This window comes from Acinetobacter sp. N1-1, assembly GCF_056711485.1.
Genome location: NZ_JBWXUO010000012.1, coordinates 1,071,776 through 1,090,813 on the forward strand (window position 1 = coordinate 1,071,776; position 19,038 = coordinate 1,090,813).

The 19,038-nt window shown below is 39.9% G+C and carries 23 protein-coding genes and 1 other RNA gene; 3 read left to right on the plus strand and 21 right to left on the minus strand.

The features are described 5' to 3' along the window. The first annotated feature begins 26 nt into the window (after positions 1 to 26). The 3 genes from AC1MPL_RS05325 (at position 27) to ssrA (ending at position 3,141) form a co-directional block, all read left to right on the plus strand. On the plus strand, positions 27 to 1,175 hold the full coding sequence (locus AC1MPL_RS05325; RefSeq protein ID WP_479764793.1) for an EmrA/EmrK family multidrug efflux transporter periplasmic adaptor subunit: 1,149 nt from the start codon (positions 27 to 29) through the stop codon (positions 1,173 to 1,175). A gap of 3 nt (positions 1,176 to 1,178) precedes the next feature. Beyond that, the gene (locus AC1MPL_RS05330; RefSeq protein WP_479764794.1) at positions 1,179 to 2,702 is read left to right on the plus strand and encodes a DHA2 family efflux MFS transporter permease subunit; all 1,524 of its coding nucleotides are present in this window, start codon (positions 1,179 to 1,181) and stop codon (positions 2,700 to 2,702) included. 79 nt (positions 2,703 to 2,781) lie between these two features. After that, positions 2,782 to 3,141, plus strand: a transfer-messenger RNA (tmRNA) gene (ssrA, locus tag AC1MPL_RS05335). A 210-nt stretch (positions 3,142 to 3,351) separates the two neighbouring features. On the opposite strand, the gene AC1MPL_RS05340 is transcribed toward ssrA, so the two are convergent. From AC1MPL_RS05340 to AC1MPL_RS05440, 21 genes are all read right to left on the minus strand, one after another. Further along, a complete protein-coding gene (locus AC1MPL_RS05340) occupies positions 3,352 to 4,665 on the minus strand; it encodes a hypothetical protein (RefSeq protein WP_479764795.1) in 1,314 nt (437 codons plus the stop codon). A 1-nt stretch (position 4,666) separates the two neighbouring features. Then, the gene (locus AC1MPL_RS05345; RefSeq protein WP_479766160.1) at positions 4,667 to 5,191 is read right to left on the minus strand and encodes a hypothetical protein; all 525 of its coding nucleotides are present in this window, start codon (positions 5,189 to 5,191) and stop codon (positions 4,667 to 4,669) included. Continuing rightward, a complete protein-coding gene (locus AC1MPL_RS05350) occupies positions 5,191 to 6,234 on the minus strand; it encodes a baseplate J/gp47 family protein (RefSeq protein ID WP_479764797.1) in 1,044 nt (347 codons plus the stop codon). The genes AC1MPL_RS05345 and AC1MPL_RS05350 overlap by 1 nt, the downstream gene beginning before the upstream one ends. 1 nt (position 6,235) lies before the next feature. Then, positions 6,236 to 6,598, minus strand: coding sequence for a phage GP46 family protein (locus AC1MPL_RS05355; RefSeq protein ID WP_479764799.1), 363 nt, complete (start codon positions 6,596 to 6,598; stop codon positions 6,236 to 6,238). A gap of 3 nt (positions 6,599 to 6,601) precedes the next feature. Further along, entirely contained in the window at positions 6,602 to 7,066 is a 465-nt protein-coding gene (locus AC1MPL_RS05360; protein ID WP_195772005.1) for a phage baseplate assembly protein domain-containing protein, read from the minus strand. Beyond that, positions 7,063 to 8,160, minus strand: coding sequence for a phage baseplate assembly protein (locus tag AC1MPL_RS05365; protein ID WP_479764802.1), 1,098 nt, complete (start codon positions 8,158 to 8,160; stop codon positions 7,063 to 7,065). The genes AC1MPL_RS05360 and AC1MPL_RS05365 overlap by 4 nt, the downstream gene beginning before the upstream one ends. Next, complete coding sequence (locus AC1MPL_RS05370; protein ID WP_479764803.1) at positions 8,150 to 9,334, minus strand: DNA circularization N-terminal domain-containing protein; 1,185 nt, start codon at positions 9,332 to 9,334, stop codon at positions 8,150 to 8,152. The genes AC1MPL_RS05365 and AC1MPL_RS05370 overlap by 11 nt, the downstream gene beginning before the upstream one ends. 74 nt (positions 9,335 to 9,408) lie before the next feature. Next, positions 9,409 to 11,559, minus strand: coding sequence for a phage tail tape measure protein (locus AC1MPL_RS05375; RefSeq protein ID WP_479764805.1), 2,151 nt, complete (start codon positions 11,557 to 11,559; stop codon positions 9,409 to 9,411). Positions 11,560 to 11,758: 199 nt separating this feature from the next. Then, on the minus strand, positions 11,759 to 12,091 hold the full coding sequence (locus AC1MPL_RS05380) for a hypothetical protein (protein WP_237411573.1): 333 nt from the start codon (positions 12,089 to 12,091) through the stop codon (positions 11,759 to 11,761). A 2-nt stretch (positions 12,092 to 12,093) separates the two neighbouring features. Further along, positions 12,094 to 12,474 (minus strand): hypothetical protein, encoded by a 381-nt coding sequence (locus AC1MPL_RS05385; RefSeq protein ID WP_195772010.1) that lies wholly within the window; start codon positions 12,472 to 12,474, stop codon positions 12,094 to 12,096. 118 nt (positions 12,475 to 12,592) lie between these two features. Beyond that, on the minus strand, positions 12,593 to 12,760 hold the full coding sequence (locus AC1MPL_RS05390; protein WP_479764808.1) for a hypothetical protein: 168 nt from the start codon (positions 12,758 to 12,760) through the stop codon (positions 12,593 to 12,595). Positions 12,761 to 12,762: 2 nt separating this feature from the next. After that, entirely contained in the window at positions 12,763 to 13,554 is a 792-nt protein-coding gene (locus AC1MPL_RS05395) for a phage tail protein (RefSeq protein WP_479764809.1), read from the minus strand. 12 nt (positions 13,555 to 13,566) lie between these two features. After that, the gene (locus AC1MPL_RS05400; protein WP_479764810.1) at positions 13,567 to 13,779 is read right to left on the minus strand and encodes a hypothetical protein; all 213 of its coding nucleotides are present in this window, start codon (positions 13,777 to 13,779) and stop codon (positions 13,567 to 13,569) included. Positions 13,780 to 14,081: 302 nt separating this feature from the next. After that, complete coding sequence (locus tag AC1MPL_RS05405) at positions 14,082 to 14,354, minus strand: hypothetical protein (RefSeq protein ID WP_479764811.1); 273 nt, start codon at positions 14,352 to 14,354, stop codon at positions 14,082 to 14,084. After that, positions 14,351 to 14,797 carry a hypothetical protein gene (locus AC1MPL_RS05410; protein ID WP_479764812.1) on the minus strand — a complete coding sequence of 149 codons (447 nt, stop codon included), beginning with the start codon at positions 14,795 to 14,797 and terminating at the stop codon, positions 14,351 to 14,353. Before AC1MPL_RS05410 ends, AC1MPL_RS05405 begins: the two co-directional genes overlap by 4 nt. 41 nt (positions 14,798 to 14,838) lie before the next feature. Further along, complete coding sequence (locus AC1MPL_RS05415) at positions 14,839 to 15,441, minus strand: phage protein Gp37 (RefSeq protein WP_479764813.1); 603 nt, start codon at positions 15,439 to 15,441, stop codon at positions 14,839 to 14,841. Next, on the minus strand, positions 15,435 to 15,863 hold the full coding sequence (locus AC1MPL_RS05420) for a gp436 family protein (protein ID WP_479764814.1): 429 nt from the start codon (positions 15,861 to 15,863) through the stop codon (positions 15,435 to 15,437). Before AC1MPL_RS05420 ends, AC1MPL_RS05415 begins: the two co-directional genes overlap by 7 nt. Before the next feature lie 2 nt (positions 15,864 to 15,865). Beyond that, positions 15,866 to 16,795, minus strand: coding sequence for a Mu-like prophage major head subunit gpT family protein (locus AC1MPL_RS05425; protein ID WP_479764815.1), 930 nt, complete (start codon positions 16,793 to 16,795; stop codon positions 15,866 to 15,868). Next, a complete protein-coding gene (locus tag AC1MPL_RS05430; RefSeq protein ID WP_479764816.1) occupies positions 16,792 to 17,214 on the minus strand; it encodes a hypothetical protein in 423 nt (140 codons plus the stop codon). The genes AC1MPL_RS05425 and AC1MPL_RS05430 overlap by 4 nt, the downstream gene beginning before the upstream one ends. Beyond that, complete coding sequence (locus AC1MPL_RS05435) at positions 17,211 to 18,287, minus strand: phage protease (protein ID WP_479766162.1); 1,077 nt, start codon at positions 18,285 to 18,287, stop codon at positions 17,211 to 17,213. Before AC1MPL_RS05435 ends, AC1MPL_RS05430 begins: the two co-directional genes overlap by 4 nt. Before the next feature lie 173 nt (positions 18,288 to 18,460). Continuing rightward, complete coding sequence (locus AC1MPL_RS05440; RefSeq protein ID WP_479764817.1) at positions 18,461 to 18,937, minus strand: phage virion morphogenesis protein; 477 nt, start codon at positions 18,935 to 18,937, stop codon at positions 18,461 to 18,463. Positions 18,938 to 19,038 lie beyond the last annotated feature (101 nt).

Sequence of the window (19,038 nt, forward strand, 5' to 3'; positions counted from 1 at the left end):
AAGTAAGATAAATTATAGGGTTAAATATGACTGAAGAACATTTGCCAATTTCGCAAAAAAAAGAACAACAAAATATAATATCTGCAAATTCAAAACGTAAAAAATGGCTATCTATTGTTGCAATAATCTTTATTATTTGCGCCATTATTTATGTTATATGGGCAGTTTTCTTTGGTCATGTTGAAGATACAGATAATGCATATGTTGGAGCAGATACTGCACAGGTAAGCTCTATGGTTGGCGGGCAGGTTGCACATGTATATGTTGAGGATACTCAAAGTGTCAAAGCTGGTGATACTCTTGTAACCATAGATGACCGTGATGCTAAAATTGCTTTAGCACAGGCACAAGCAGACTTAGCGAAAGTAAAGCGTCAATATACACAGACACAGGCGAATAATGGTTCGTTATCCTCACAAATTCAGTCAAGTCACGACGCAATACAGAGTCAAAAAGCACAAGTTGAAAAGGCGAAAGCAGATTTAGAGCGTGCGGTGTCTGACTTTAAACGCCGTCAGGAGTTAAGTGCATCAGGTGCAATTTCCAAAGAAGAATATACAACTTCGCAGAATGCCTTAAATACAGCAAAGGCAAATTACAATGTTGCTGAAGCAAGTTTATCTCAAGCTATATCAAATCAAAAGGTTGCTCAAAGTAATTTAGATGCAAACAATGCTTTGATTAAAGGGTTGAACCAAGAAACGACTCCAGATGTTCTTGCCGCGCAAGCAAAAGTTGATCAGGCTCAGCTTAATTTAGAGCGTACAGTGATTAAAGCGCCTATTGATGGCATTGTGACAAGCCGTAATGTACAAATTGGTCAAACAGTCACTGTTGGTTCTTCTTTAATGCTTGTTGTCCCTGTAAATAAACTTTATGTAAATGCAAACTTTAAAGAAAACCAGTTGGCAGATGTAAAACCGGGTCAAGCTGTAACACTTACATCTGACTTATATGGTGATGATGTGGTTTACCATGGAAAAGTTGTTGGCTTTTCAGGTGGGACAGGCGCAGCTTTTGCTTTAATTCCTGCACAAAATGCTACAGGCAACTGGATTAAGGTTGTGCAACGCTTGCCTGTTCGTGTTGCGTTAGATCCAAAAGAACTCGAAAAACATCCATTGCGTGTAGGACTGTCGATGACAGCAAAAGTTGATCTAAAGTCGAAGTCGTAAATTATGAGTAAGTTTGTACCTTTAGGGGATCTAACAGGAAATAGACTGTTACTTGCAACACTCGTTTTAGCATTGGCTAACTTTATGGTTGTGGTTGACACGACGATTGCCAATGTATCTGTTGCACACATTACAGGTAGTCTTGCTGTTTCAACCACGCAAGGTACTTGGGTAATTACTTCTTATGCAGTAGCTGAGGCTATTTGTGTACCTTTAACTGGGTGGCTTGCGGGAAGGTTTGGAGCAGTTCGTGTATTTGCTGCATGTCTTATCGGATTTACATTCTTCTCAGTCATGTGTGGTGTATCTAACTCCTTAGAGCTATTGGTGTTTTGTCGAATTGGTCAGGGACTTTTTGGTGGGCCTTTAATGCCTTTAAGTCAAACCTTGCTTATGCGTATTCATCCACCAGAAAAACATGCGCAGGCAATGGGCTTGTGGGCAATGACAACCGTGGTTGGACCAATTATTGGGCCAATTTTGGGTGGTTGGTTTAGTGATAATTTATCTTGGCACTGGATTTTCTTTATTAATTTACCAATAGGTATTATTTGTGTTTTTGGTGTTCTGAATCTGTTGAAACCTGCAGAAACACCAACAGCTCTAGTGAAGGTTGATGCAATTGGCCTATCATTGCTTATTATCGCAATTGGCGCATTACAGTTACTATTAGATTTAGGACATGACCATGACTGGTTCTCTAGTAATTTAATTTGTGTATTGGCAGTAGTATCTTTTATTGGTTTTATCATTTTTGTGATTTGGGAATTAACCGAAAAGAATCCTATTGTAAATATTTCTGTTTTTAGACATCTAGGCTTTTCCCTTGCGGTACTAACGATGGGATTTGGATTTGGTGCATTTTTTGGAAGTATTGTACTTATACCACAGTGGTTACAAACAAATATGGGCTATACAGCTACATGGGCTGGTTATCTTACAGCAACAATGGGGTTGGGTAGTGTGACGATGTCTCCTGTTGTTGCCAAGCTTTCGACGAAGTTCGATCAAAGAATTTTAGGGAGTTTTGGTCTTTGTCTTTTAGGTGGCGTGACATTAATGCGTGCTTTTTGGAGCAATGATGCAGATTTTATGGCATTAGCTTGGCCACAGATTATACAAGGATTTGGTGTCCCATTCTTTTTTATTCCTTTAACAAACATTGCTCTTGGATCTGTTTTACCAAGTGAAGTTGCAGCAGCAGCAGGGTTAATGAATTTTATGAGGACAATGGGCGGTGCTATAGGTGCGTCATTATCTGTTACGATATGGGATAACCATGCCAGTATTTCACGTAGTGAAATTGTTTCTAGTATGAATGTACAGCCTACATTGGGTGAACTTCAGCACAAAGGATTTAGCTACGAAACGGCATTAGGCACAATTTCAAATCTTGTAAATAAAGAAGCTTTGACTGTTGCAGCTGATCATGTGTTTTTGGTTTTTTCGATAATTTTCTTATTGGGTGCGATGATTATTTGGTTGTGTCCAAAACCTAAAAAAGTGCAAGGTGGGCCTTCACACTAGCTGTTATCTCTATCGTAAATTTAAAATCTTAAATGTATAGTATTTTACATATACTATGTTATAATTGGCTTACATACATGGGGATGTTATTGGCTTCGACGCTGGTGATGAAACTCATAGATGCATGCCGAGAGCGCATTTTCTCTCGTAAATAAAATTTGCAATTTTATAGTCGCAAACGACGAATCTTACGCTCAAGTAGCCTAAGGGCTACTAGTCCGCTTATCAGATTACTTGTGGCCTGATAACCCGACAGAAGCGAACGCACACAAGTCCGTATAGAATCAAGCCTTGGGATTCTATATCAAACTTAAAGGATCGCGCTTTTAACCCTGTTCGTCGGGTCTTTAAGTGTTAAAACAATAGACGATATCTAAGCATGTAGTATTCTGGAGTGTAATGCTGGCGGACGCGGGTTCAACTCCCGCCATCTCCACCATATACTTAAACTTATATGCTCTAATATGAAAAATGTAAGTTATAAAGCCTTGATTCTGTAAGTTGCCGATTTATTTTGCACTCTTTTACATTTTATTTTGCACCGTTTTTTTACAGTTATTTTGCACTAAACCTTAAATTCTAACGATTTTTATGCTTAATTTATTTAGTGCAAAATAAAGTGCTAATATCTCCATCTATATAGTTAATCTTATGGGCGAGCATAAATGGTATGTTTACCATTTAACATACCTGTAGGAAAGTCTGAATCCTTAGTGGTTTTACTTACTTCTTTATCGTAAAAGGCTACTGAATAAACCAACGTTTCATTATTTGGTGTACTCACTGTTCTCATTTCAAAAGGTATGCCTAACACGATATTACCGTCTTTATCTGTAGCTGCACGAACAACTTGTGTATTCACTGGTGTATAGTCAGCATTTGGTAAAGCTGCTGTTTGTTTGGCAACCTCAACAATCGCCCATAGCTCTTTATTGAATTGGTTTTGAAGTTGACTACGGTAATAAGTCGGAATATGGGTCACAGGCTTTTCAAATGTAGAAAGGCTATTTAACTCAATATATTTTTTATCCGTATCACTATAATAGAACCATTCATAATTTGGATAAATTGCGTATCCATCATTTTGTTGAGCATCTTCAACACCACTTTTATTTGAGAAATCTACTGTTGATGTATAACCGACTGGTGAGAAGCTTTTTGGTCTATCATTTACATAGATTGAACCTTTTCCATTGCCATAGTCTTTATTCCAAACGGATAGGTCATAAGCAATCTCTGCATAGCCGCCTTGTGGCAATTCAAAAACATATTTTAATGGTGTTTCTTTAAGGTCATATCCTGCGGCATTGTAAGTTCTAACGTTATCGTCGCTTATTTTAGTACCATCTTGATTAAATGTTCTGACATAAATATGGCCGCTACCTTGTGGCTGAAAATCGAAATAGAGTAAGAATTGGCCGTAGGAACGCCAAGGTTTAAATGTGAAAGTGCCTGATTTACTGTTCCACCAACGTACACCACCAACCTCAAAGTTTGTATCGCCATCTAAACCGTCCCAACCATAAACACGGTTTGTATCAGCAATCGGTGTATCAGTACTTGCTGTCATAGGTAAGTTAACTCCAAAAGTACTGGCAAGTAGGTACTGTGGATGAGGGTTCTTTGCACTTTTATGTTGTTGTAAATTTGCTGAAGCGTAGTCTATCGCTTGTTGTAGCGCTGCTTTGGTTGCTAAGGTCATAAGTCTATTTTCTATGGCTTCAGCAAGTGCCATCACACTATCATTGGTTGCAATAATTTTATAAAGCTGTTCTCGGCTATTACTATCGAGTGTATAGCCATTTTTCTCAATAAGATTACATAGCTCTTCTTGTAAGGTGTTGCACCAATCAGGTGTGAGATACGTGGCATCTTGGCCTGAAAGGTCGCTATTGTCATGAAAGCCTGCTTTACCTGTTCCGTTTAGATCAGGGCGTGCATTCACGCTATTAATTCTTTGCATTTTAACTCTCTAATTCAATTTTTAAATAGGCAGGGAGATAGTGTTCGGCAATACAACTTAGATCAGTATTGGCACTTAGCTTTAACTTCACCTTATAGCGCAGTTGTTCGGTATTTACGGACAGATTGCATGGAGTTGTGCATTGTATTGGCTTGTAAGTCGTAATCTTGAGGAGTGTTAATCCAAATAGTGTCAAGATGGTTTTTAAGTAGCTCAAGTTAAAAACATTTTGGGTTTCTTTAATCCAAGAAAGTATATTTAAGCGTTCCTCTATATTTGGTGTGGTAATAGCATTACATTTAAGGGGTAAACCAAACTCTGCTTCGTACTCACTGATTAATTCCACAGGAATAGATGACAACGTATTCAGGAGACGCTTTGCATCAAGATCGCATTGTGCAAGTGCTTTTGCATGTACCAAAATGTCTGCTGCAATAGTGGTATTGGGTGCTATGTCATAGCCACCAGTCGGTAAGAGTTGGCGCAGTACCGTGGCGTATAAGCGAGTAGTTTCTTCTATTGTCATCATGTTTGTTTCACTACAATATTACCTGCACGTAACCATTCAACATGCATCCAATTGACTTCAGCAACAATATTACTGTTCTGCGATAACACGACATCACTTACATTATCTAATGCCATGATACGGCTGATTAGCGTTGAAACTTGGAGGGTCTGAGCAGGTTCAAGTTCATTGAAGTAACTTTTTATGGTTTCTTCTACATCGGTTAAGTTGGCAGATATTCCTGTAATAGTAGCGACTAAATCGACTTTACGTTCTGTTGGTGCAAAAGCACGACAATCTGCCCAAAAGCCTGCATAGTCATCTAAAACAACTTGTGCTGTATCTAAAAGAGATTTAGAGGGGAGAGCCTTTCCACTGGCTGTGATAGCAACATCTAAAGAACCAAGCCCTCGACGTTTAGGGTAAACGTAAATGTATTCAACCCCTGAAATTGTATGCATTACAGATACAATATCGGCTTTACGATCCCGATTAAAACCGAGTTGCTTACGTTCAAGTAGACGTGTACGCCAGTCTTCTAGTGCTTCGCTATCTGCACCACCAGTTAAATTATTTACAGTTGCTGTGCCATCAAGACCCGCTAAAGGGCTAACCCAAAGCAATGATGTGCCTGTAAAATTCCAACTTGCACCAACTTGATCAGCAGTAATATTAACGGTCGTCTTTTGCCCAGAAATTAAATAAGTATCACTGGTAACATGCCAGTAATAGCCATTGCCATCCGTCAGTTTTGTGCCTGCCTTAATTGTTAAATCGACGTTAGATTGAGCTGTAACTGATCCTGTGGTAGTACTTCCACCTAAACGAGGCAGATTGAGTTCTTCAGCATGAATATATAAGTAAGGCTCATCTGCGGTAGTAATAAAAAGTTGGCGTTGTATGTAGGTTTGATGGTGATATAAGCCTTCAATAACTGAGGCTGTACCATCGGCACGGATACCTGCATCAGAGTCATCTGAAGCAGTAATTCCTGTTGTATTACGATATTCTTGAAGAATGCTTTTGCGTATTTGTTCAAAGCTTTTAATGGAGTAAGCCATCTTATCCTCCGACTGCAACAAAGTAAGGAATTGTTTGTTTTTGTCCTGTGAGACGTGTGACCTCAATGCTTAAATCAACACGACTTTGTACAGTTTGTGATGCACTCACGACGATATCTGATAAGCGATCAGGGACAAGATCATCCAATGCTTCTTCTGCATATTGTTCTATCAGTTGCAACATGCGTGGTACATCTTTTGATCGCTTTAATTTGTAGAACTGACTGCCTAAATCGGGATTAGCCCAATATTTTGCACGGTGAATATTTAAGCGCTGACAGATACAAATGACATCATCTTGTGTGAATGTCGCATCAAGTGAAGTCAAGATGTAGTCTTTGGTTTCTAGATTAATATTCGCCATGCGTTATCCTTCCATTTTTTGGTTAGGTGAAGGGGAGTTACCATGATTATGGCCGTTATAAACTTCTCTAATTTGTTGCATCGTTCCTGTTTTATCTTTGACTTGACCATCGACAAATAAGTCACCTTTGATGTGTGTGCCATCTTTTTTAAGCCAAACAGAATGCCCAAATTGGTCATAAATACAGGTTTCGCCTGATGCAACATCTACAGTGATTGCACCACCTTTAGTGGCAATCACCACGGAACGTGAAGTCTTGCCTTGGAGGGGTAACAGCACTACCTTTGCATCTTTAGGTATATGTGAGCTAAAGCCGATTTGCTGATAATTTTCAATTTCTTGTAAAACTTCATCGGCAAAGCCTTTAAGCTGTAATGCGCTTGATCCTGCACGGGCAACGATACCTAAAAAGCTTTGACGGACTTGAGTTTTCGCTTTGCCAATTTGATGGCGAACTGTATGAATCATTGGGCTTGTCTTCGGTGATGTTTGTGGTGACGATTACGCTTTTTATGCGTTTTGTTTTTCTCAGCAATCGGTTGTACCCAGTCACCTTGTCTTTTGAGTTTGAGTTCAGTGGTTTGTCCATTACTGCGGGATAGGTGTAATGTACGTCCCATCACTGCCCATTTCGCAGTTGCCCGACTGAGTACGTCACTTCTTAGATTGAGATACCAACCTGCTGACCAGACTTTTTCATCCACTGTCCAACCTGCAACCGTTACTTTTAGGTTATATGCTTCAAGGTTGTTATCACCGATGATCTTTTTAAGTGCCACATCTGCTTCAGCTTTTGTATCAACATCACCGAGTGAAACAATTTTTAGGCGATTAAATGGGTAAGGTGTTTTTGTCAGAGTCTCAGCCAAAATGTGATTTGCATTGCTGTCTTGACTAAGTATTTTTATTTGGCTGAAAACATCAGATACATCCTCATCATATTGGGCATCAAGGACATTGTTTTGATTGCCATTAAACATAAGCTGTAAAGGTGTTTGAACATAGTATGGTCGTTCAAAGGGGTTGCCAATTTGAAGTGTGCCATCTGCATCTAGCCAAATTGTTTGACCTGTGGCTGAAGCGGCTTTCGTTAATGCATCCCAAAGTGATTCGCTTGGCTCAACAGATATTTTACTTTTTAAGGCACTGTCATCATGGATGATAATTTTGGGAAATAATTGACTAAGATTGCCCTTTTTAATGTATTGGTTGATGAGTTCTTCAAGACTAATTTGTCGACCATTAAATATAGGAACAGAGCAGTTAATCAACTGCCCAACCAAGTCACGTCCTGAAATTTGTAAACCGCGTCCATGTCTTGTGATTGCTTCAGATAAGCGATCAACAATGCCTGTCATAATTAGCTGATTGTCATAGTACAACTGGGTTTGTTGGCCTGCGCTGATACTATTAGGCAGTTGATCATAAACAGGATTAAATAATGTGACACTAAAACTGTCGGCAGGAATATCAATGGCATTATCTACAGTTGCCTCGTCCCAACCCGATAGCTCGTATCCTCCAATCATTAAGCGAATACTTTTATTTTGATTATCTTGCATAAACGTTTAACTCCATTCCTTTTAAAAGAAGTGCAGGGTTGTTTAAGCGTGGGTTAAGACGTTGAATTTCATTTGCACGGGTATAGTCACCATACAATTGATGTGCAAGCCAATGCAGGGTACATGGCAACGTAATGGTCGTTGTTGTAAGAGGAGGGCGTTGCTCAATGAGTTCTTGTATTTGCAGGTGTATTTCATCTGCAAGGTTTTTATAGACTTGAATCTGTTGTGTGTTAATAAGCGTTAGACTTGCCGTTGTACGTCGTTCTTCATTGATGGCTTGTTGTATTGCTTTACGTACAGACTGACGCACTAATGCGAGTTCTAACGGGGTGAAACTACTTATTGTTTGGTTGTGACTGAGTTCGGTGCGTGTTTGTTGAATAATGGTTTGAGCAAGTGAAACATGACTTGAAATAACACAGGCACGCCATGTTTGTTGTAACGTTGTTTTTTCATCATTTTCAAACAGTGTGCTAAAGCGAGTAATACGTTTAGATAAGTCTCTCCATTTTGTGAGTGCTGAGATATTCGTATCAAAGGTGAGTAACTGTCCTAAATCATCTACAAATGCCGTGATATAGCTTGGTGGGGAGAGCATATCGTCTATATTTTGTTTGGCAAGGTTGAGGTAAGTACGAGCAGTATTTATACCTGTACGAATACGATTTACGATATGGAAAAGGTGAGCAAAATCTTCATTGTTGAGTTGAGCAAGTTCACTTTGTAAAGCTGTGGCAGGTGCTGCAATAATGCTTTTTGTATCTGTAATATTCTGATTAACGGTCACTGGCGTAAAAAAGTTTTGTTGCTCTTTACCGACAATAAATTCAATGTTGATTGTGCATGCATCAACATTATCCGCTTCATGATCAATACTGTAATTTGCGACACTGGCATTGCACATGCCATAAATAGGGTGAATCAGTACACCGCTACCACGGCTATTGAGTGCATCAATCAGTTGGTCTGAGTCCGCTTTGTATGTATTGCCTGTAAAGATTGCATTGATTGAAATTTTACGAGGGTCTTTGCCTATGTCCTCAATGCTCGCTTCGTCAGAAAAAGGAGCTTGATGTATTGCTTGAGCTTTTGAAACAGCATCTTTAATTGTACTGCATTCAAAATAAATGCCTCTAAAGCTTGCATCTTGTAACTCGTTTTTCCATGACATTGCAATAGACCTTAACCATAATAAGGTCTATTGTGCGATGGTCTATCATTTATCGGAGCGGGAAAATATTCCGATTATTTTAAGGCAAGTGGGGCAATTGCTCCGTATCTCTGCTCTTGTTGAGCGGCATGAGATGAAAGGCTTTGCGCAAGAGAGCTTAAGGGTTGAAGAGTAGGAAAGTTCGGCAATATGGGTTTATTATTTACAATAGTTTGAGCAAGCATTGAAAAACCCTGATTTATTGAGTTAGTCTGCTTTTGTTGTTCTGCAATCATTTGCTCATATTTCGCTTGGCCTTCTAAAGCATCTTTGGCTTCTTGGTTACCAAAAAAAGCGAGTGTTTGTGTGATTTTTTCACCTGCCCAATTGTCAAATTTCTGACCTGTTTCAGTAGTCATATACATATTACGTGCAACTGTACCAATACCATAACCGACACCACCTGCAATCGCAGCTTGACCAACCGTTGAGCTAATCACTGCACCTGTACCCGTTGCGATTGCACTACCACCACGCATGACAGCACCACCTAAGCTACCTTTGCCTCCTAAAACACCACCAAGAGCAGCACCACCACCTGCGGCTGCCAGTACAGATAAAGCACCAGTTGCTGCAATAGCTGATGCTGTTAGTGCTTCGTTAGAGCGCATGGTGCTAACAAGTCCTTTTTCAAAATTACCTAAAGCACTATTTACAGTTTCATAGATTTTAATCTGAGCGAGTATTTTTTCTTGTTCTACAGCTTCGCTTTGAGCAAACTCATTGTCGCCTTTAATATCGGCAAGGCTTGCTGTCGCGCCTTCTTTATTCCATGATTTATCATAAATGTCTTTATAGTCGCCATTTTTTACACCTGTGATAATGGCTGATATACCTGCTAAAGATTGTTTATTATGAAAAGTATCTCCAAACTCACCCGATGTAACCAATTCTATAGCTTGTTTTGTATGGCTAATTTCCTCTTGGTTCTTACTTTTTATAGCGGTAGCAAGGCGAGCATTTAATTTTTGATATTCTGGATTTTTAGAAAGTTGTCGATCCATGAGCATCGCAACGGATGTAATGGTATCAACACCTTTGAGTTGATTGTTTGCTAGATAAGTTGTTAAATCAAAAACACGTTTATTCTTTTTTCCAAGTTTCGTCGGATCGCCTTTTTCAACATGGATATTTTTAGCAATCGCATCTTTAAAGTGCTTTTGGTTGACTAGACCATAGAGGTCATCAATATTCGTTGCGGCTTCACCTGGTGTGCCTGTATATTTTCTAGCAAGCTGTAGGTGAGTGGTAACCTGATTAAGGCCTTGCTCCCCTGTGTAGCCTGCACGACTTGCACTGGCTAAGAGTACAGGTAAGAACTGTGACATATCTTTTAACTCAAAGCCACCTGCTTGTCCTGAGCCAATCATACGGTCGAAAGCCACTTGTGTTCGATCTACGCCAACCCCAAATTGTTTGACCTGTTGAGCAAGTTTAGCCATATCTGTTTCATCAGCACCACTTGCAAATGATGATTTTGCAATGGCCTGTAAAGGTGCTTTTAAGTCAGAAACTTTTTCATAAATTCCTGATGCTGCTAAAATCCCTGCGGCTTGTGATGTACCTTCAACAGTACCATGTCCTTGACGTACAGCATCTTTTGCATACCCCATAAGTTGTTCGTTTTGGGATTTTGCTTCTTGCTTAGACATTCCATTAAAGCCATTGGTTATACTTGCTGTTGCATCAAAAATGACTTTGGAAAAGTTGCGACCACGTTCAAGTGGTGTCGCTGCGACTGCCTTTGCTGCCATATATCCACCTGCAACACCACCGACAACAGCACCGCCTTTTTGCCACAGGGAAGCTGTTTCTTTACTCGCCTTTTGGGTGCGTTGGCTTGACTGTTCAACTTGCTTCATCCAGTTTGCCATCTGTTTGGCAGAACCTTCTTGCTGTTTGAGTAGCTGGCTTTGTAATTTGGTTTGAATAGATTGCTGACGTAAAACGCCTTCAAGCATTCTGTTAGTACGTAGCAGTTGATCTCCTGCACGCGCTGTATTTATTGTGGCTTCTGTACCTGCTTTTGCGGTATTTACAAACTTTGCTTGAGCGCTATTTACTTGCGTCCATTGCTGATTGAGTTTGGTCGTCGATTGAACCTGATAATCAGATATTCGCTTTAATTCAGTGCCCGCATTACCTTTAATTTGAAGCGTCAATGAAACGGTCGTATTTTTACTCATTTGTTAGAATGCCTGCGTTTTGTCGAAACATAGGTTGTGCCATGAGTTTTAAATGGCTTGGATGTAGAAGGCTTTACATCGGTAGAGGTTTTTTTAGATGGGGTTTGATGAGTATTGTCTAGCCGCTCATCGTTTAACAGCGCGATTGCTAAATCAAGCGGCATATTTGCCGCTTGATCAAAAGGAACTCCGATCTGCATCAATGCTCGGATGACTTTTGCTCTGACGTTGTATGCTCGGCTTGTTCCTTTGCATCTAGCTTTTCTTTCAAATTATTTAAGTAATCTAAGTTTGTGCGAGAGGAGTGACCAAGCATGTCATAAGTAACGTCATATTCAGTCCCATCTTCAGCAATCAGTTTGGTCATTGCAGATAGGTCAGCAATAGCAATAAATTGACCTGCTTGAACTGATGATTGGGATTGCAAGTATTCAATTGCAGTCATTTGTCGCATGACGACTTTCTTACTTTTAACTTCGGTTTGACCCACTAGCTTCTTGATCGCAACGGGTAGAGTGCCTTTAATTTCCATTTTTAACTCGCAGATTCATCTAAATCGTCTAATGCAAACATGGTTAAATCACGACGTGTCTCACCATCGACTGAGTATGCATCGCTGACTGTTTGGGTGGTGCAATCAATATAAGTTTTACGATAGTTGCCTGTTACAGACTCTAGGCTAATACGTGCATCTTCAATATCAGCCCATGCCACAGTATCTTTACCATCTGGAATAACGACAGAAACATCTAATGTGTAGGTCTTAATCCCGTTGGCTTTATATTTGACCTTTCCAGTACGGTTCATGGTCTTAATGGGTTTTTTACCCGTATCTATTTTTGGAGTACATGTAGCACAGTCATATTCCTGACCGTTTACGCTCATGACAATAATTCCGACTGCATCTTCAGCCATGTGAAATCTCTTTGATTAAGATGACTTAAGCCTAAAGTAAGTTTTATGTAGGTGAAGTGGGAAAATATTCCACAAAAAAGACCACCGATGGCAGTCTTTTTATGCAAAAGAGTATGAGCTATAAGCTACATGAAAGCGTTAGCGTATAGCTTTGTGTTGTATTGTTTTGACAGTCACTACTTTGTGCTGCTTGTAATGATACTTGAGTATTGACGGGTCTATTTGTACCTACACTTTGACAAGCACTTAGCGTAAATAGACTTGTTAAAATGAAGAAATATCTCATGTTTAATACACATCAATCGTTGTATCAATCACATGCATACCACGTACCCAGTTAGAAGGAATACGTGCATCAACACGGTAGCTATCGGTTGTATTTTCGGTAACAGTCAGTTGATCTGCGGTGGCTTCAACATTTTGCAAAATTTCCGCTTTATCGAGTTTAATCGCTTCGGTTAAAAAGATTGAGCGTAGGTTACGACGTTGTGCAGCAGTATTTTTACGACGACGTTGTTTTGATGCAGCAGCACGCATCACTTTGCGTACATAGTCGATGGTTAAAGCCCCATTAATATCAAGCATGATGTCATCGTCTAAGCCACTATCAGGATTGGTACGATAAGTTGAAACTGCACGAACAATTTCAGGAATACCATCTGCGCCTGTTTGGATCATACAGACACCTGCATTAAGTGCTCGTTCCATACGTTCAAAAGTGAGCTTGTACTCATCAGCGACGGCTGTAACACCGCCTAAATTCACTCCATTAAATGGCAGTGCAGGGTCTTGCGAATCAGCAAGTGCAGCAGCCATTGCACCTGCAATTTCAGGTGCTTGATCTGTTGCACCATGGTAGCAAACAGCTACTATACGATAGCTTGTTTTTACATTGGTTTGCGCTGCAAAAGTCGTTGCATCATCTACATTGGTAAATGGTACTATTAAAATAGCAGGGCGTTGCTCAATGTTATTACTTACTGTATTTAAGTAATCTACCCATGTAGTAATATCATCAGGTGGTGTCGCTAAAGCAATAATTGTGTGCCCAAGAGGGGCTATAGTTTCTTGGATTGACATGTTATATATCCATTAATCTGTTGTTGGTACAGTATTACTAGCTGCTATGCAGGCTTGAAAAATGTTTAATCCATTTATTGACTTTTGATTACTCAAACTTAAACTCGGGTTATTATTTTCAGCAGAAATACTAATGGAGCTTTGATTACCTAGATAATTAACATTTGGGTCATTTTCATAAGCATATGAAACATCTGCATCTTTACCGAATCTAATCGATGACATTTTTAGAACGTGATCTGAATTATTTATTACTTTTACTCTTACTTTATTTTCAACAAGCTGAAAAGTGAATAAAACATCAGATAAGTCAGAAGTATAAGAATTCCAACTATTATTTCTTATATTGGTTTGAATATTACCATCGACTGTAAAATCATTACCATCTCTACTAGGGAGGTATCCTCTAACATCATACTCTATGATGCCTAAGTTAAATCTGAAAGTAATATCAGCGCTCTCAATGTGTTCTTCATTTGGAAGTAAACAATCTAAAGTTATAGAGTTTGTTGCATTATCACAGCTAATTACGTTTGAGGAGCTTGTATGGACTTTCCCAAGCAGTCTACCTCCACAGTTTGATAGGTTTTAATAGCAGCCTTGATCATTCGTCCTGCTTCTGAATTTTGTCCAAAAGTTTTATCCGCAGATGCTGTATCGTAAATTGCTGTAGGGGTAGATTTTCCTGAGCTATCATTAGTAATAAACAAAACTTTTTGAGTATTACTTAGCAATCCTGAGCGTTGAGTATTGATGTTAACTTGTGTGTAGACACCAGGTGTTTTTATAAGACTGGTCATACAGATTCCCCATAAATTTTGACAGGAATATCGAACTGCTTTTTACCATTTGGCCATTCAACCAAGATAGATGCATTTCGATTATCATATTGTCCCAGAGCTTCGATTGTTTTTTTGCTAGAATTATAAGCTAAAGAATTTAATGCATCATTGGTACTTACATCTGTTACAGTAATTTTCTGATTGCCATTACTTGGAGTAATATTTAAAACAATTTCAGAAGCAAACGGTGCTGCCGTATAAATGAAGCTATCTGCGGGAATAGTAATATCAGTGATTGGAATCAGATTAACATCTTCTTGATTCGTATTATTACCTTCTGTTGGTGTTTCTTGATTAACTTGTATAACGCCTCCTAATTTTTCTACTGCTATAAACAAAGCATTCAGTTTATTGACCATCTCACCAGTCACCTCATCACGGCCTGTTATACGCACAGTCATATCTAATTCAACCTCTGTTTTAAAACTCATGGTTTAACCTTTTATTCGGGTAAGGAAATAAAATCATGTTCATCTGCCACATCATCTTGTGGCTGAAAAACATAGTCCAAATTAATGCGATGGATTTCGCTTGTTGTCATATCCTCAGTGCGATCACGGTCTGAAGCTGTGATGACATATTGGGTTGTGAATTCTTGTGCAAGTACGCTAATAGACTGTTCACGTACCGCAGTGTTAAAAATCGTTTTCGTGCGTCCAAGCTTGAGGGGTGCAATCCCTGTTAAGCCCGTTATTGATAAATCATTGTTGGTAAGAAGTCGTTGTACATGGTCAAGCATCTGATATGTACCAATATCAAATGCTGTACCTTGGCGACGGGTTTCTTCATTACGTAATGAGCGTGCGCCAACGAGAACAACAAATGTGACTGGATATTCAGTCTTGTTATGACTGATTCGTTTAGGTGAACCTGAACCATCAAATGTGATCCAAATGGCAGGGAAGCTACGAATGGCTGTGGTGATGTCATCATCAAACTCACCACCATAGGTTTTAATTTCACGTACCCATGACCATTTCTTTTCTTGAATTTGCTCGGCCATTAGGTCTTTGATAGCTTGCTCAATCAGACTCAAATTCACCATGATCTATCTCCGAAATCACGCCGACCGACAGTAAATACCACATTGTTGGCTGAGCTTTTTGTAGGCGTAGAATCTCCCGCAGGTGTACCACCTAAACCGATTTCACCTTTGGCAATTTTCGTCAGTGTTCTAATACAGCCATCAAATCGAATCTTAATCGGGCTGTTTTCTGATAGATTGCCTGTCTCTGCATAGTAGCGTGCGAGATTACAAGCAATATTGATCAAGAACGGAGGGATAGGGTGCAACGGTAATGTGTAGCGACTTGCAAGATAAGCATCAACTTCACTGTTTGCTTCTTCAATCGCAGCATTCAATTTGTCGTAATTAATCTCACCCGTATACGGTTGCTCGGTATCTGTGAGCTGTATAAGCTCATGTTCACCAAACTTTCGACGCATGACTTCTACCGTTGCATACATGGTTATTTCTCCCCAGTAGAACCTACAGCCATTTGCCACAAGCCATAACCTGCTGCACCGCGTGCTTCAGCACCAAACTTAAATTTTTTACGGTTAAATACGCTGTCACTTGAAGTATCTGTTAAAGCAACAAATACAGGCTGTTTACGAGGTTGGAAGATAATGGGCTTAATGGCTTTGCTTGCATCAAGTAAGTGCCACTCGCTATCTGTTTCAAGCCAACCTGCAACCACCACAGTTGCTGTGCCTTTATAAGGGTTTGGTTTGCCATCTTCTAAACGGTCTACCGTCATCAATACATTGGCTTCATCTTCAAGTGCAGGCGGCACAAGTAAAATATTGGGGTTTAAGTTAAGTGGTCGCCCTTCGTTGTCTTTCATGCTACGAATCATGGTGCGGGCTTTACCAAAACTATTACGTGCTGCTTCTAGGCTTGATGCATCAAGCTTTACATCAAGCTTATTCGATACCAACTTTTTGCCTTTTCCTGCACCCACTTCATGGTTAATCGCATAGAAGCTTTTACCGTCGTAACACGGCTGATGAAATCCTTGTGAAATGGCAGTAAACACCAAGTCATCTGCCCATTGTTTTGAGCTTTCACCTTCCATTTGAGCTTGCGGTTTGTAGATGCCAATGTTGTCGTCTTCAATGTCATTACGATCAATTTCAACCGTTGCCTCAAAGTCATCATTGGTAATGGTGTAGGCATGTGCAGATAACTGGCTAATGACTTTATCACCAAGCCATTTGCGTAGTTTTGGAAACTTTTCAATCCATGCATAACTATTCGATTTACCATTACTTGGTACTTCCATCGCGACCAAGTTCCATTGGCTCGGTGCTGCATCAAAAGCATTATTAAAGATGGTTTTAATACTGGTGGCTAAAGCAGTAATCACCGCACTTGCATTTTTTTCATTAAAAATCATTCAATTTCTACCCATACGTAATTTGTGAAACGGCTATCAAAGCCCATAAATTTGCCTGCTAAAGCGCGTGAGCCATTGCCATCACTTTTAGCGACGGTTTGGTTGTCACTAATAAAGACCTTTACACCAAGGTCGGCTTGAGTGATGGGATCACTCGAGTCATTGCTCATGAGAAATTGTGCTTTACGCTGTACTTGTGCAATCGCATCACCATCTGCACCTGTGTTTTGTGCGGAGTTATCCCAAACACCTAAACAAATTTGATCTGCACCACCAACATTTTGGCTATCTAAGGCAAGACCTGATTTATCGACTACAGCAAACGTGCCTTGTAATACAGTCGCGCCCGCTTTAAGTGGTACAGGCATGAGTCGCCCTGCACGTTGTTCCGTTACAATTGCAACATCGGTTTTACTCATGTCACAGCTCCTAAGTCTTTCGCGCTTAAGCCCAATTGTGATGCCACATTTAAAGTAAGGTCATCATGTTGTGCAGGGCGTTGGTTGTTGTCAGCTAAGTTAAGTGTCTGGGTTTGACGTTGGTTGAGTGCCGCGATTTTTGGAATGCCATCTAAATGTGCTTTAAGACCATCAGGGTCTTTTTCCCCAAATGCTTTTGCCCACTGAATTGTTGCTTCACCTGTTAAACGTCCATCGCTACATGCAGCAGTAATGAGTTGCTCAATTTCATGTTTTTGATGATTGGCTGACACTTGTACTGATTGTTGAACGGCTTGTTGATATACAGCCATCGGTACATATTCGGCAGGGTTGGGGCCTTGGTTATTTGCTGCTATTTTTGTGGTGAGTGCTTGAACGGCATCAAAGAGGTTTTGTGCATTTTCAGCAATCTGAATATCTGTACCATCTTCAATACGTGTAATCAGTTTATTGAGTTCCGCCAAAATATCATTTGCATCGGCAGAAATAGGCAGATTTAACATCCAACGCAAGCGTTCGAGTAATTCGTCCATATCATTGTCCTGTGAGGTTTGAGTAAGGAAGTCTTGAGCGGCTGCTGCAAGTTTTGCTTCAGGAAGTTGGTCAAGATTTGGGGTATTTGTTAAAGCAACATGGAGTAGGGCAAGCACATTGCCGTTGCTGTCATATAGAAAAACAGGTGATATATATTTATATTCTTTGGCTTCGATATAGCTTTGTGCTTTATCTGTCCATTCAAATGCATTGCTACATATTCCAACGCCTTCTATATAAATAAAGCCATTTGGCTTTAACCATCCCGCAGCAGGTGCAGGCTCATTGTCTTCTTGGATACGTAAGGTAGAATGTTCATAATCTATGACCATGTCGATCTGACGTTGATTCAACTCAGTAACAATGGCACGACCACGCTCAGGGGTGAGTTCCCAATGTGGGGCATCTGTAGGGCGACCATCTATGCCACGAAATATCCCTTCAGGAATAATTACAAAGTGGTCGGTTGATGCCGTAATGTCGAATGAGCAAGCTGCTGCAAGTGGTTTCTTTTTCATACTTGCAGTATTCATGACAAATGAACTTTAAAAAGCGGGAAAACCTTCCGAATTGGTTTTTGCGTTCTAAGGCGTTTTAAGCCTTATTTTTATCTAAGCTGATAGATTTATTATTCTTGTTTTTAAAATGGCTTGCTTAAAAGTCTAACGAGCTTCTAACGCCATTGAGATGCTTAATCAAATAGTGATTGATAGAAATATTCAACATCATGCGTCAAAGCATTTTCAGCTTCAGGTTGTAAATTGCCATCTTTATCCATAGGTAAGAAAGGACGAGCAGGAATATTTCCCCAAGGTAGTGGTACATTTCTTTTGTTGTGCCCGTATTGTCCTTTCTTTGCACCAAACTGGTGGGTAGCGGCTTTAGGGTCATTTGTACCAATCACAACCTCATCTTTATTTACTTTGGTGCTGATACTATTTCTAAGCTGTCCAGTTTGATAAAGCTTTTTGCCGCCTTTGCGTTTGGCAAGCGTGACAGCACTCAGTCCTGCCCAAGCAGGTCGACCTTCACTGTCAAAGTTATCTTCAACCACTGTTAAAAAGCTACTTGCGATTGCATGGCCAAGTTTGCTTGTATCATTTAAATGTGTAGACACAGATTGTAACTTATCAATCAGTACTTGATTGTTGATCGTGATCGTTGTCATGTTTTATACTCGTTTATACCTTGTTAGGGTAGTAGTTTCCAAATAGAAAGGTTGCGGGGATTTTTCCTTTGCATTATGACGTGCAAGTCGTCCGCTATTCT

Bases quoted from the DNA above. Each gene is read 5' to 3' on its own strand.
- AC1MPL_RS05380 (WP_237411573.1), bottom strand. From the start codon at position 12,091: ATGGAAATTAAAGGCACTCTACCCGTTGCGATCAAGAAGCTAGTGGGT.
- AC1MPL_RS05375 (WP_479764805.1), bottom strand. From the start codon at position 11,559: ATGAGTAAAAATACGACCGTTTCATTGACGCTTCAAATTAAAGGTAAT.
- AC1MPL_RS05355 (WP_479764799.1), bottom strand. From the start codon at position 6,598: ATGGCGAATATTAATCTAGAAACCAAAGACTACATCTTGACTTCACTT.
- AC1MPL_RS05340 (WP_479764795.1), bottom strand. From the start codon at position 4,665: ATGCAAAGAATTAATAGCGTGAATGCACGCCCTGATCTAAACGGAACA.
- AC1MPL_RS05415 (WP_479764813.1), bottom strand. From the start codon at position 15,441: ATGGTGAATTTGAGTCTGATTGAGCAAGCTATCAAAGACCTAATGGCC.
- AC1MPL_RS05410 (WP_479764812.1), bottom strand. From the start codon at position 14,797: ATGACTGTGCGTATAACAGGCCGTGATGAGGTGACTGGTGAGATGGTC.
- AC1MPL_RS05365 (WP_479764802.1), bottom strand. From the start codon at position 8,160: ATGCAAGATAATCAAAATAAAAGTATTCGCTTAATGATTGGAGGATAC.
- AC1MPL_RS05425 (WP_479764815.1), bottom strand. From the start codon at position 16,795: ATGATTTTTAATGAAAAAAATGCAAGTGCGGTGATTACTGCTTTAGCC.
- AC1MPL_RS05370 (WP_479764803.1), bottom strand. From the start codon at position 9,334: ATGTCATGGAAAAACGAGTTACAAGATGCAAGCTTTAGAGGCATTTAT.
- AC1MPL_RS05405 (WP_479764811.1), bottom strand. From the start codon at position 14,354: ATGACCAGTCTTATAAAAACACCTGGTGTCTACACACAAGTTAACATC.
- AC1MPL_RS05325 (WP_479764793.1), top strand. From the start codon at position 27: ATGACTGAAGAACATTTGCCAATTTCGCAAAAAAAAGAACAACAAAAT.
- AC1MPL_RS05440 (WP_479764817.1), bottom strand. From the start codon at position 18,937: ATGACAACGATCACGATCAACAATCAAGTACTGATTGATAAGTTACAA.
- AC1MPL_RS05430 (WP_479764816.1), bottom strand. From the start codon at position 17,214: ATGAGTAAAACCGATGTTGCAATTGTAACGGAACAACGTGCAGGGCGA.
- AC1MPL_RS05385 (WP_195772010.1), bottom strand. From the start codon at position 12,474: ATGGCTGAAGATGCAGTCGGAATTATTGTCATGAGCGTAAACGGTCAG.
- AC1MPL_RS05420 (WP_479764814.1), bottom strand. From the start codon at position 15,863: ATGTATGCAACGGTAGAAGTCATGCGTCGAAAGTTTGGTGAACATGAG.
- AC1MPL_RS05330 (WP_479764794.1), top strand. From the start codon at position 1,179: ATGAGTAAGTTTGTACCTTTAGGGGATCTAACAGGAAATAGACTGTTA.
- AC1MPL_RS05350 (WP_479764797.1), bottom strand. From the start codon at position 6,234: ATGGCTTACTCCATTAAAAGCTTTGAACAAATACGCAAAAGCATTCTT.
- AC1MPL_RS05360 (WP_195772005.1), bottom strand. From the start codon at position 7,066: ATGATTCATACAGTTCGCCATCAAATTGGCAAAGCGAAAACTCAAGTC.
- AC1MPL_RS05345 (WP_479766160.1), bottom strand. From the start codon at position 5,191: ATGACAATAGAAGAAACTACTCGCTTATACGCCACGGTACTGCGCCAA.
- AC1MPL_RS05390 (WP_479764808.1), bottom strand. From the start codon at position 12,760: ATGAGATATTTCTTCATTTTAACAAGTCTATTTACGCTAAGTGCTTGT.
- AC1MPL_RS05400 (WP_479764810.1), bottom strand. From the start codon at position 13,779: ATGTCATCGATTAGATTCGGTAAAGATGCAGATGTTTCATATGCTTAT.
- AC1MPL_RS05395 (WP_479764809.1), bottom strand. From the start codon at position 13,554: ATGTCAATCCAAGAAACTATAGCCCCTCTTGGGCACACAATTATTGCT.
- AC1MPL_RS05435 (WP_479766162.1), bottom strand. From the start codon at position 18,287: ATGAAAAAGAAACCACTTGCAGCAGCTTGCTCATTCGACATTACGGCA.